Source organism: Citrobacter sp. RHBSTW-00599 (genome assembly GCF_013784065.1).
Lineage (GTDB): Bacteria > Pseudomonadota > Gammaproteobacteria > Enterobacterales > Enterobacteriaceae > Citrobacter > Citrobacter braakii.
This window is the reverse complement of sequence record NZ_CP056717.1, coordinates 1,644,759-1,657,848: the sequence shown is the minus strand read 5'-3', so window position 1 is coordinate 1,657,848 and position 13,090 is coordinate 1,644,759. Positions and strand designations below refer to the sequence as shown.

The 13,090-nt window shown below is 52.3% G+C and carries 10 protein-coding genes; 2 read left to right on the top strand and 8 right to left on the bottom strand.

What is annotated here, in order from left to right; all coding sequences use genetic code 11:
- Window positions 1–7: 7 nt before the first annotated feature.
- The 8 genes from nuoH to lrhA form a co-directional block, all read right to left on the bottom strand.
- A complete protein-coding gene (gene nuoH, locus HV243_RS07980) occupies window positions 8–985 on the bottom strand; it encodes an NADH-quinone oxidoreductase subunit NuoH (protein WP_016153834.1) in 978 nt (325 codons plus the stop codon).
- Window positions 982–3,708: an NADH-quinone oxidoreductase subunit NuoG gene (gene nuoG / locus HV243_RS07975; protein ID WP_131351081.1), complete on the bottom strand. Its 2,727-nt coding sequence runs from the start codon at window positions 3,706–3,708 to the stop codon at window positions 982–984. Before nuoG ends, nuoH begins: the two co-directional genes overlap by 4 nt.
- Before the next feature lie 80 nt (window positions 3,709–3,788).
- Window positions 3,789–5,126, bottom strand: a complete 1,338-nt coding sequence (nuoF, locus tag HV243_RS07970; protein WP_016153836.1) for an NADH-quinone oxidoreductase subunit NuoF — start codon at window positions 5,124–5,126, stop codon at window positions 3,789–3,791.
- A complete protein-coding gene (gene nuoE / locus HV243_RS07965; protein ID WP_003028069.1) occupies window positions 5,123–5,623 on the bottom strand; it encodes an NADH-quinone oxidoreductase subunit NuoE in 501 nt (166 codons plus the stop codon). Before nuoE ends, nuoF begins: the two co-directional genes overlap by 4 nt.
- Window positions 5,624–5,625: 2 nt before the next feature.
- Complete coding sequence (gene nuoC, locus HV243_RS07960; protein WP_016153837.1) at window positions 5,626–7,428, bottom strand: NADH-quinone oxidoreductase subunit C/D; 1,803 nt, start codon at window positions 7,426–7,428, stop codon at window positions 5,626–5,628.
- 85 nt (window positions 7,429–7,513) lie between these two features.
- Complete coding sequence (gene nuoB, locus HV243_RS07955) at window positions 7,514–8,176, bottom strand: NADH-quinone oxidoreductase subunit NuoB (protein WP_003028075.1); 663 nt, start codon at window positions 8,174–8,176, stop codon at window positions 7,514–7,516.
- Between the two features lie 15 nt (window positions 8,177–8,191).
- Window positions 8,192–8,635 (bottom strand): NADH-quinone oxidoreductase subunit NuoA, encoded by a 444-nt coding sequence (gene nuoA, locus HV243_RS07950; protein ID WP_003028077.1) that lies wholly within the window; start codon window positions 8,633–8,635, stop codon window positions 8,192–8,194.
- Between the two features lie 626 nt (window positions 8,636–9,261).
- Window positions 9,262–10,200, bottom strand: coding sequence for a transcriptional regulator LrhA (lrhA, locus tag HV243_RS07945; RefSeq protein ID WP_016153838.1), 939 nt, complete (start codon window positions 10,198–10,200; stop codon window positions 9,262–9,264).
- Between the two features lie 928 nt (window positions 10,201–11,128).
- On the opposite strand from lrhA, the gene alaA reads away from it, so the two are divergent.
- Both alaA and yfbR read left to right on the top strand, forming a co-directional pair.
- Window positions 11,129–12,346 (top strand): alanine transaminase AlaA, encoded by a 1,218-nt coding sequence (gene alaA, locus HV243_RS07940; protein ID WP_005129483.1) that lies wholly within the window; start codon window positions 11,129–11,131, stop codon window positions 12,344–12,346.
- Between the two features lie 95 nt (window positions 12,347–12,441).
- The gene (gene yfbR, locus HV243_RS07935) at window positions 12,442–13,041 is read left to right on the top strand and encodes a 5'-deoxynucleotidase (RefSeq protein ID WP_003028083.1); all 600 of its coding nucleotides are present in this window, start codon (window positions 12,442–12,444) and stop codon (window positions 13,039–13,041) included.
- The last annotated feature ends 49 nt before the right edge of the window (window positions 13,042–13,090 follow it).

Here is a 13,090-nt window from a genome sequence, read left to right as displayed (position 1 = left end):
GTGTCCCTTATTGCGCCTGCCAGAGAATGACAGCCGCCGTTACCAGCAAGTTGACGAGCGTCAGCGGCAGACAGACTTTCCAGCCGAAGGACATTACCTGGTCATAACGAGGACGCGGTAACGACGCACGAATCAAAATGAACATCATCATGAAGAACGCGGTTTTCAGCGCGAACCAGACGAATGGCGGTAAGAACGGACCATGCCAGCCACCAAAGAACAGGGTAACCATCAGTGCAGAAATGGTGACGATGCCGATGTACTCACCCACGAAGAACAGACCGAATTTCATACCGGAGTATTCAATGTGGTAACCGTCGGCCAGTTCCTGCTCGGCTTCTGGCTGGTCAAACGGGTGACGGTGACACACCGCCACGCCCGCGATGGCAAAGGTGACAAAACCAAAGAACTGCGGAATAACGTTCCAGATATCAGCCTGGTTGTTGACGATGTCGGTCATGTTAAATGAACCGGCCTGCGCCACCACGCCCATCAGGGAAAGTCCGAGGAATACTTCGTAGCTCAGCGTCTGCGCAGACGCACGCATCGCACCGAGCAGCGAGTATTTGTTGTTACTGGACCAGCCTGCGAACAGCACCGCGTATACCGCGAGGCCTGCCATCATCAGGAAGAACAGGATCCCGATGTTCAGGTCAGCAACCACCCAGTTCGGGCTCACCGGCACGATGGCGAAAGCCAGCAGCAGCGAGGTGAAGGCGATCATCGGTGCCAGGGTAAAGATGACGCGATCCGAGAATTTCGGGATCCAGTCTTCTTTAAAGAACATCTTGATCATGTCCGCAACCAGCTGGAGCGAACCGCCCCAGCCAACACGGTTCGGTCCGTAACGGTTCTGGAACAGACCGAGCAGACGACGTTCGCCAAAGCTCATGAATGCCCCGCAGGTGACCACCACCAGCAGAATCACGACCGCTTTGAGAACGCTCAGCAGGATCTCAATCAGATCGGGTGTAATCCAACTCATTGTTGTGCCTCCTGCAGATCCTCAAGACGTGCACCAGCCAGAACCGGCGCGATGCCAGGCATACCCATTGGCAAACCAACCTGCCCTGCCGTTAATCCTTCAGCGATTTCAACCGGCAGCGTAACCGTGTTGCCATCGTAGCTAAAAGATACGCGCGTACCGGCATTCACACCCAACTTCGCGGCATCAGCCGGGTTGAGTTTGATGTACGGTTGCGGCATACGGGTCTGGAAGACAGGCGCACGCTGGGACATTTCGTCACTACCAAACAGATGATAGTAAGGCGCGACACGCCACTGACCATCCTGAGCCTGGAAGCTCGCCGGAACGGTTGTGAAGTAATCCAGACCATCTGCAGAAGCTTCGATCAGACGCACGCCCGGATCGCCATGACGCAGTTTACCGCCCACTTCATCCTGGAACTTGTTCCACGCCTGTGGGGAGTTCCAGCCCGGAGCCCAGGCAAACGGAATTTGTGAACGCGGCGCAGACGGCTGGTTGTTCCCTTCCATGGAGAAAGCGAACATGGTGTCTTTGTCCTGCGGCTGACGCGGTTCGTGGACGCTGATGTTGGCGCGCATTGCGGTACGGCCACTGTAGCGGTGCGGTTCACGTGCCAGTTTCTGTCCACGGATACGGAAGCTTGCATCCGGCGCGGCATCTTTAATACCCGCCAACTGCGGTAACTTCTCAACGACCGCGTCGATAACATGGTCGAGCTGCGTCCAGTCCACTTCACGACTCTGCACGGTACTGTGCAGCGAGTGCAGCCAGCGCCAGCTTTCCAGCATTACGGTGTTGCTGTCGTAGTAGGATGGGTCATAGACCTGGAAGAAACGCTGGGCGCGCCCTTCGTTGTTAATTACCGTACCATCGCTTTCAGCGAAGCTAGCGGCGGAAAGCACCAGATGGGCGTTTTCCATAATAGCCGTGCGCTGATGGTCAACGACCAGTACCAGCGGCGCTTTCGCCAGCGCGGCGTTCACACGCGTTGCTGAAGCATGGCGATGCAGGTCATTTTCCAACACCACAACGGCGTCAGCACGACCTGTTTCCAGTTCGGTCAGCGCGTCGTCGAGGGAACCACCGCCAATCATACCCAGCCCCATACTGTTGACAGAGCGAGCAATCATGGTGATCCCGACGTCTGCGCCACGGCCTTTCAGCGCCTTCGCCACGTTGGCAGCAGCCTGAATCACGTCGGCGCTACCGGCGTTGGTACCGGAAATAATCAGTGGTTTCTTCGCCCCGGCCAGAGCCTGAACGATGACGTCAATTTTGTTCTGCAGGTCACGGTCGATACCGTCAACCGCCGGTGCGTTGTTATCCAGCGCATGGGCGATCGCGAAACCTAAACGCGCCTGATCTTCAACCGGCGCACGGTAGGTCCATGCCGCGATATCATCCAGACGGGTGTTATCGACGTTGGTAACGAACAGCGGATGCTTGGCGCGCTGGCCAATGTTGAGGATTGCCGCAATCTGCCAGTCGGCCACTTTCTGCGCCGCCGCCATTTCACGCGCTTTACCTTTCACCGCCTGACGCACTGCCAGCGCAACGCGCGCGCCGGTTTGGGTGACATCTTCGCCCAGGACCAGAACCGCATCGAATGACTCGATTTCGCGCAGTGCCGGGGTATGAATACCGCCGTCACGCAGCACGCTCAGAGCCAGTTGCAGACGTTCCTGCTCGCCCTGGGCAATACCGGTATAGAAGTTATCCGCACCGACCAGTTCACGCAGCGCGAAGTTACTTTCAACGCTGGCACGCGGGGAGCCGATACCAATCACTTTCTTCGACTGACGCAGAATATCTGCCGCGCCCTGCATCGCCTGTTCGGCGTTCAGCGTGATCAGGTCATCGCCACGACGCTGTACCGGCTGACGCGGACGGTCTTTCAGGTTCACGTAACCATAGCCAAAACGACCACGGTCGCAGAGGAAGTAGTGGTTAACGGTACCGTTGTAGCGGTTTTCGATACGACGCAGTTCACCGTAGCGCTCGCCCGGGCTGATGTTACAACCGATAGAACACTGCTGGCAGATGCTCGGCGCAAACTGCATGTCCCATTTACGGTTATAACGCTCGGAGTGCGTTTTATCGGTGAAGACGCCGGTCGGGCAAATTTCCACCAGGTTACCGGAGAATTCGCTTTCGAGCGTACCGTCTTCCGGACGACCAAAGTAGACGTTGTCATGTGCGCCATAGACGCCCAGATCCGCACCATCGGCGTAATCTTTGTAGTAACGTACGCAGCGATAGCAGGCGATGCAGCGGTTCATTTCGTGAGAGATGAACGGCCCCAGATCCTGGTTGCGGTGAGTACGCTTCGTGAAGCGGTAGCGACGGAAGCTATGACCGGTCATGACGGTCATATCCTGAAGGTGGCAGTTACCGCCCTCTTCACAGACCGGACAGTCGTGCGGGTGGTTAGTCATCAACCACTCCACTACGCTTTCGCGAAACTGCTTCGCTTCTTCGTCATCAATTGAAATAAAGGTGCCTTCGGTGGCCGGTGTCATACAAGACATCACCAGGCGACCACGCGTGTCTTCCGCGTTTTGATATTGCTTCACCGCACACTGGCGGCAAGCACCGACGCTTCCCAGCGCCGGGTGCCAGCAAAAGTACGGAATATCAAGGCCGAGAGACAGACAAGCTTCCAGCAGGTTGTCCGCTCCGTTGACCTCATATTCTTTGCCGTCTACATGAATCGTAGCCATAGTCAGCATGCTTCCAGTTGGCTCGGTCTAAAACCGAGCGTTAATCGAATTTCTGATCGCGATTCAGGGTTACCCTGCTATTACCAGCGCTCTTTCAGCAGGTTCGGCTGAATACCACCAATCTGATGGGTATTGCTGAAGGACTGCTTGATGCCAGCTTCGAATTCTTCGCGGAAATATTTAATGGCGCTCTGCAGCGGCTCCACCGCACCCGGTGCGTGTGCACAGAAGGTTTTACCCGGGCCGAGGAAACGACACAGTTGCTCAAGCGTCTCGATATCCCCAGGCTGGCCTTCGCCACGCTCCAGCGCGCGCAGAATTTTCACACTCCACGGCAGACCGTCACGGCACGGCGTACACCAGCCGCAGGACTCGCGGGCAAAGAACTCTTCCAGGTTACGCACCAGAGGAACCATGCCAATCTCGTGATCGACGGCCATTGCCAGCGCGGTGCCCAAACGGCTACCGGCTTTACCAATGCTTTCGAATTCCATCGGCAGATCGAGGTGCGCTTCAGTCAGGAAGTCAGTACCCGCGCCGCCCGGCTGCCAGGCTTTGAATTTCAGGCCATCACGCATGCCGCCCGCGTAATCTTCGAGGATCTCGCGCGCGGTAGTACCGAAAGGCAGTTCCCACAGGCCAGGGTTCTTCACGCGACCTGAGAAGCCCATCAGCTTGGTGCCCGCGTCTTTGCTCTGCGAAATGTTCTGGTACCACTCCACGCCGTTCGCGAGGATAGCTGGTACGTTACACAGGGTTTCGACGTTGTTAACGCAGGTCGGCTTACCCCAAGCGCCAGAGCTTGCCGGGAACGGCGGCTTGGAACGTGGGTTAGCACGACGACCTTCAAGGGAGTTAATTAGCGCCGTCTCTTCACCGCAGATATAGCGCCCTGCCCCGGTGTGGACAAACAGTTCGAAGTCGAAACCGGTGCCCATGATGTTTTTGCCAAGCAAGCCGGCTTCGGTTGCTTCGGCAATCGCGCGACGCAGATGCACAGCCGCTTCGATATATTCACCACGCAGGAAGATGTAACCACGGTACGCTTTCAGCGCAAACGCGGAGATCAGCATGCCTTCTACCAGCAGGTGCGGCAGCTGTTCCATCAGCAGACGGTCTTTATAGGTACCCGGCTCCATTTCATCGGCGTTACACAGCAGGTAACGGATGTTCATGGATTCGTCTTTCGGCATCAGGCTCCACTTCAGACCGGTGGAAAAGCCCGCACCGCCGCGCCCTTTCAGGCCAGCGTCTTTTACCTGATTAACGATTTCGTCCGGTGACAGCCCGGTCAGGGCCTTACGCGCACCTTCGTAGCCGTTCTTGCTACGGTATTCGTCCAGCCAGACCGGCTGTTTGTCATCACGCAGACGCCAGGTCAGCGGATGCGTTTCGGGAGTACGGATAATGTCTTTCATTTATACCGCTCCAGCAGTTCGGGAATGCCTTCCGGGGTCAGGTGAGCATGAGTATCCTCATCGATCATCATGTTCGGCCCTTTATCGCAGTTCCCCAGGCAACAGGTCGGGAGCAGCGTAAAACGACCGTCAAAGGTCGTCTGCCCCGGCTTGATGTTGAGTTTTTTCTCAAGCGCAGCCTGGATCCCCTGATAGCCGTTGATATGGCACACCACGCTGTCGCAGTAGCGGATCACGTGGCGACCTACCGGCTGGCGGAAGATCTGGCTATAGAACGTGGCAACACCTTCTACGTCGCTTGCCGGGATCCCCAGCACATCAGCGATCGCATAGATCGCCCCATCCGGCACCCAGCCACGCTGTTTCTGAACAATTTTCAGCGCTTCAATGGACGCCGCACGCGGGTCTTCGTAGTGGTGCTTCTCGTGCTCAATCGCTTCACGCTCAGCCGCACTCAGCTCAAAAGCCTCGGTTTGTGGTTGTTGATTCTCGTGCATAATTAGCGGTCCACATCTGACATAACAAAATCGATACTACCCAGGTGGACGATAAGGTCGGACACCAGGCTGCCACGTACCGCTACCGGGATCTGCTGCAGGTGCGCATAGCTCGGGGTACGGATACGGGTACGGTAACTCATGGTGCTGCCATCGCTGGTCAGGTAGTAACTGTTAATACCCTTGGTCGCTTCCACCATCTGGAAGGACTCGTTTGCCGGCATAACCGGTCCCCACGAAACTTGCAGGAAGTGGGTGATCAGGGTTTCGATATGTTGCAACGTGCGCTCTTTCGGCGGCGGCGTAGTCAGCGGGTGATCCGCTTTGAACGGGCCTTCCGGCATGTTGTTGAGGCACTGCTCAAGGATGCGCAGACTCTGGCGCAGCTCTTCAACTTTCAGCATCACGCGGGTATAGCAGTCGGACACGCCGCCGCCAACCGGGACTTCAAAGTCAAAGTTTTCGTAGCCAGAGTATGGACGCGCTTTACGCACGTCAAAATCAATACCGGTCGCACGCAGCGCAGCACCGGTACAACCCCAGTCCAGCGCTTCTTTCTTACCGTAAGCGGCAACGCCTTGCGAACGGCCTTTCAGGATGGTGTTACGCAGTGCGGCTTTCTCGTAGGAATCCAGACGTTTTGGCATCCAGTCGAGGAAGTCACGCAGCAGTTTGTCCCAACCGCGCGGCAGATCGTGTGCCACACCGCCGATACGGAACCAGGCCGGGTGCATACGGAAACCGGTGATCGCTTCCACTACGTCATAGATTTTCTGACGGTCGGTAAAGGCGAAGAAGACCGGCGTCATCGCGCCGACGTCCTGGATGAACGTGGAGATGTACAGCAGGTGGCTGTTGATACGGAACAGTTCAGACAACATAACGCGAATCACGTTGACGCGATCCGGCGTGGTGATGCCAGCCAGTTTCTCAACGGCCAGTACGTAAGGCATTTCGTTAACACAGCCGCCGAGGTACTCGATACGGTCGGTGTACGGAATGTAGCTGTGCCAGGACTGACGTTCACCCATCTTTTCAGCGCCACGGTGGTGGTAGCCGATGTCAGGCACGCAGTCGACGATTTCTTCGCCATCAAGCTGCAGCACAATACGGAACGCACCGTGAGAAGACGGGTGGTTAGGACCGAGGTTGAGGAACATGAAGTCCTCGTTTTCGGAACTACGCTTCATGCCCCATTCTTCTGGTTTGAAGGTCAGTGATTCCATTTCCAGATCCTGTTTGGCTTTAGTCAGCTCAAACGGATCGAATTCGGTCGCACGCGCCGGGTAGTCTTTACGCAGCGGATGACCTTCCCAGGTATGCGGCATCAGCAGACGCGTCAGGTGCGGGTGACCTTCGATGTCGATGCCAAACATTTCCCAGGTTTCACGCTCATACCAGTTGGCGTTCGGAAACAGTTTGGTGAACGTCGGTACACGCAGGTCGTTTTCAGACAATGCCACCTTGAGCATGATATCGCGATTGCGTTCAATGGAGATCAGGTGATAGAAAACGGAAAAATCCGCGGCAGGTAACCCTTCGCGGTGCGTACGCAGACGTTCGTCCATGCCGTGTAAGTCAAACAGCATGACGTAAGGTTTCGGCAGTCTCTTTAAGAAATCGCCAACTTCCAGTAATTGTTCACGCTTGACCCAAACAACAGGTACCCCGGTGCGAGTCGCCTGAACGGTAAAGGCATCCGGCCCAAAACGGTTGCGCAGTTCGCCAATGACCGGGTCATCAAGGTGATCCCGTGTTTGCCATACAGCGTCTTGCGCGGTTAAGTCGGTCATATTGTTCACCATTGCAAATGGTCCGTGGTGGTCGGCAGTGCTTCGCGCTATTTATGTAGTGATAAGCGAAGGAAGTGCTGCTGCCGACAGGCGCAAATTAAATCTCGTCTGGTGTACGAAGATTCGTTACAGCAATACGTTCGCCGCGTTTACGCTCGCGTTCTGACTGCATATTGGCGCGATAAACGCCCTGATCGCCAACCACCCAGGAGAGCGGACGGCGTTCTTTGCCAATGGAATCTTGCAGCAGCATCAGAGCCTGCATATACGCTTCCGGACGCGGCGGGCATCCCGGGATGTACACATCGACCGGAATAAATTTATCAACGCCCTGCACCACAGAATAGATGTCGTACATACCGCCGGAGTTGGCGCATGCGCCCATGGAAATAACCCATTTCGGTTCCAGCATCTGATCGTAGAGGCGCTGAATAACCGGCGCCATTTTAGTAAAGCAGGTTCCGGCTACGACCATCAAGTCAGCCTGACGCGGCGATGCACGCAGTACTTCCGCACCAAAACGGGCCACATCGTGCACGGCGGTAAACGAGGTCACCATCTCAACGTAGCAGCAGGAAAGGCCAAAGTTATATGGCCAAATTGAGTTTTTACGGCCCCAGTTAACCATGTCATGCAGCTTGCCCATGAACACGTTTTTGTTAACTTCTTGCTCCAGGGGGTCGGTTACGATCTCCTGTTTTTGCAGGGGGTAACGGTCGTTCTCACCGTTAGGATCTATGCGGGTGAGCGTATAATCCATCTTAATGCCTCGCGGTTAGCGTTGACGATTAGCGATACTGTTCGTTTCCGGGTTCATACGCTCGCGGCGTGAACGCGCGGGCGTCCAGTCCAGCGCGCCAATACGCACCAGATAAACCAGACCTGCCAGTAACACAAAAATAAAAATTGCAGCTTCCACAAAGCCAATCCAGCCGCTTTCACGGATAGAAGTTGACCATGCGAACAGATACAGCGCTTCAACGTCGAAGATAACGAAGAACATGGCTACCAGATAAAACTTGGCAGACAGGCGCAAGCGGGCGGTGCCGACCGAGTCGATACCTGATTCAAACGGCACGTTTTTAGATCTCGCGCGCGCGCGACCACCTAAAAACCAGCCGCCGACGAGCATCAGGCAGCACAGGCCAATGGCAACAATAAGAAAGATAGCGAATGCCCAGTGATGAGCGATGATTTCAGTGGATGTTGACATACTCATTGCTTACTCATCAAAAGTAGCGCCAAATTCTCTGCTCTTTTCGGCAGATGAACGCCACATCGATTCATGGGGAGGAATAAAAAAAACCTTACAATCACTGTGAAAAACCATTTTATACAGCTAATTGATGGGGTTTTTTACTCCTTTCTATAACCTTTTGTCAACTTTAACAAAAGTTTCCTCACATTATTTTACACCGCTCCAACTTCATTAACATAAAGTGCTATTTAGACCAATTTCGATCGCATCATCGGTCATTTTTAATGTTGTTGAATCGTGTCCGTAGTGAAGTAAAAAAGATAATACTCACCTATTTTGACAGGAATTCACCCAGATGCCTCCCCCTAAATGGGAGTATTTTCTTGATCTGTGACACGCTTTTGTTAATTCACCATAAAAAACAGCAACAATTTCTCTAGTTTTTTAACATGGAAACAATTAGTAACGCTGCTGCTTATTTTTCAGCCAGGTGTCAGGCCGTTTTTTTACCTTCTGATTTTGTTAAGTTTTAGTATAGCAAATGACATAAAGCGGCAATATTTACATAAAAAAGAGCCGCTGGATGTTTTTTCATCACCAGAGGCTCTTTTTTACACTAACATTTTAAAACGATTTTTTGTGACGGATTACTCAAAGTCGCCTTCAACAATCAGCGAGTCATCTCCCCCTTCCGGGGTAAACTGATTGTATTGCCAAGGATTTTGATACGTTTGCATCGACTTAAAGATAACTTCTGCCAACTCATTTTGCGTGGACGGATCGCAGCACAACAGATACTCAGTATCAGGCAATGGCGGTAATCCGTCGGCGGCACCCAGTACGCGTAAATCCGGACTCATCATTTCAACAGGTCGCGCAGTGACGCCGAGCCCTGCTTTTACCGCCGCGCGAACCGCAGGTAATGTTGAAGCGACATAAGCCAGACGCCACGGGATCTGAGCAGCATTTAATGTCGCCAGCACGATATCGCGAAACGGGCTCGGATCGTCCAGCAGAACCAACGGTACCGGCTCACCTTTTTGCAGAATATATTCGGCAGCACAGTACCAATGCGTTGGCGAGGTACGCAGATTCAGACATTCAAAATCGCCAGGACGGTTGGTAGTCACAACCAAGTCCACTTCTTGCGACTTCAGCATATCCACCATGTAGGCGTTACGCTTGACCCTCACATCCAGCGCAAGCTTCGGATAAACCGAACTTATCCGGTTGAGCAGGAAAGGCAGTATGGTATCGGCTGATTCATCAGAAGCACCGATAGTTAACACTCCCTGAAGATTATTAAACATTAATGATGAGCATGCCTCATCATTAAAGCGCAGTATTTTTCTGGCGTAACCCAACAGTTGTATACCATGTTCGGTCAGTAGTTTGTTGCGTCCATGGCGCGCGAACAACTCTTTCCCCACGAGTTGCTCAAGACGCTGCATTTGCTGACTCACCGCAGACTGAGTTCGACATACCGCAGCTGCCGCAGCCGCAAAGGTATTCAGGTCGGCAACAGCAACGAAGGTTCTCAGCAGATCGAGGTCGAGGTTAATTATCGGACGATTTGCATTTATCATAGTTTTTCACTTACTCGCGGGTCATACCGGGTTAATGCTGTGCATTTGGAATCAAACAACTCCATTTGTAATGTGCCTCCCTCGCAGTTTCGCTTAGTGTAACCAAGTGAAAATAAGGATGTATTTGGTTTAACAAACGAAACAATTCTCTTTCCTGGCTATTTTAATTCCCGTGATATTCATCGGAATATAGCAACGAGAAAGAGCCGAATTTTTAGCTGCTGGATGATTCTGACTTAGGGAAAACATGTAAATTTTGTAAATTTAAAAAAAAGTTAACGAACAATAATTTACACATTAAAAACTAACTTTTCAGTGTGTTAGGAACAACCAACAAACATTTGAATTATCTTAAAATTCAGACTACTTACCATTTCATGAGACTTATCTTAACCTAAAACCACTATATTTATAAGTGTTATCGTGAATAATTCCAGGCTACCAGGTGTTATGTCAGAGCAGCGGTTTTGCTATTATTGGCCCATTCAATTTAATGTCGTTTAAATATTAAATAATAATTAATTAAGAATTCTTCAATTCATTAATTATGCTTAACAATGAATTCACACCGTATCATGTACGGATCAGGCCGATAACAGGCCCCGCAGTTAAAACCTCAGTATTTTCGAATTACCTCATCCAGCTTAGACACCCGTGACATTTCGCTTTACAGGCTTAACTTTTTTTGACCAAACAATTCACCACAACCAAACCAATAAAACAAAATATACTACCAACAAAACACATATAGATAGATTATTATCTCATAATATTTACATTATTTAGTTGTTAACAGTTAATTATCACTTCATAGCTTTTCAAAATCTTCTACTAAAGACCCTTCAAAACTCACCGCCGTGGGAGTACATTGTGCTGGGCTGACTTCCATGGCAGGGAGTGGCATTCACAGCTAAAAAGGTCAACGTTCATGTCCCCCATTGAAAAATCCAGCAAATTAGAAAACGTCTGTTATGACATTCGCGGCCCGGTTCTGAAGGAAGCAAAGCGCCTGGAAGAAGAAGGCAATAAGGTTCTGAAACTGAACATCGGCAACCCGGCGCCATTCGGGTTTGAAGCGCCAGATGAAATACTGGTGGATGTGATCCGCAATTTGCCAACAGCGCAAGGATATTGCGACTCCAAAGGCCTTTATTCCGCCCGGAAAGCGATTATGCAGCATTACCAGGCCCGTGGTATGCGCGACGTAACCGTGGAAGATATTTATATCGGCAACGGCGTTTCTGAATTAATTGTGCAGGCTATGCAGGCATTGCTGAACAGTGGGGACGAAATGCTGGTTCCTGCTCCTGATTATCCGCTGTGGACGGCGGCGGTATCGCTCTCCGGCGGTAATGCCGTGCACTACCTGTGTGACGAATCATCAGACTGGTTCCCGGACCTGGATGATATCCGCGCCAAAATCACGCCGCGTACGCGTGGGATCGTCATCATCAACCCAAACAACCCAACCGGCGCTGTTTACTCCAAAGAGCTGCTGATGGAGATTGTTGAGATTGCTCGCCAGAACAACCTCATCATCTTTGCGGATGAGATTTACGACAAAATTCTCTACGACGACGCTGAACACCACTCCATTGCTGCAATGGCGCCGGATCTGCTGACCATCACCTTCAATGGCCTGTCAAAAACCTATCGCGTTGCCGGTTTCCGTCAGGGCTGGATGGTGCTGAACGGGCCGAAGAAACATGCTAAAGGATATATTGAAGGTCTTGAGATGCTGGCCTCTATGCGCCTGTGTGCCAACGTTCCGGCGCAACATGCCATTCAGACCGCACTGGGCGGATACCAGAGCATCAGCGAATTTATCATGCCTGGTGGGCGTCTGTATGAACAACGCAACCGCGCCTGGGAACTGCTCAATGACATTCCTGGTGTCTCCTGCGTAAAACCACGCGGCGCGCTGTATATGTTCCCGAAAATTGACGCTAAACGCTTCAACATTCATGACGACCAGAAGATGGTGCTCGACTTCCTGCTGCAGGAAAAAGTACTGCTGGTTCAGGGAACAGCGTTCAACTGGCCGTGGCCGGATCATTTCCGCATCGTCACGCTGCCGCGTATTGACGATATTGAAATGTCGCTGAGTAAATTTGAGCGTTTCCTGTCAGGGTATCACCAGCTGTAATTAAACAAAGGCTGTCGGATGGATGACGAGTATTTGCATCTGACAGCCTTCTCTGCGCAAAATGACTCTTAGGTTGCCATCATATAAGGGTCGTTATGAAGCAGAGCCATTTTTTTGCCCACCTCTCCCGTCTGAAGCTCATTAATCGCTGGCCGCTGATGCGCAACGTGCGCACCGAAAACGTGTCTGAACACAGTCTGCAAGTTGCCATGGTTGCCCATGCGCTGGCCGCGATCAAAAACCGCAAATTTGGTGGTCAGGTTAATGCTGAGCGTATTGCTCTGTTGGCGATGTATCACGATGCGTCAGAAGTGCTGACCGGTGATCTCCCTACCCCGGTGAAATATTTCAACTCGCAGATTGCGCAGGAATATAAAGCGATAGAGAAAATTGCCCAGCAAAAACTGGTCGATATGGTACCTGATGAACTGCGCGATATTTTTGCGCCGCTCATTGATGAACATGCCTTAAGTGAAGAAGAGAGATCGATTGTTAAACAGGCCGATGCCCTGTGCGCGTATCTGAAGTGTCTGGAGGAACTCTCTGCCGGTAACAACGAATTTCTGCTTGCCAAGACGCGTCTGGAAAAAACGCTCGAGTCGCGACGCAGCGAAGAGATGGACTACTTTATGGACGTGTTTGTCCCGAGTTTTCACCTCTCATTAGATGAAATCAGCCAGGATTCTCCGCTATAAACGCATGACCCGGTGGCGGCGAAGACATCCCCGTCGCCATCAGACAACA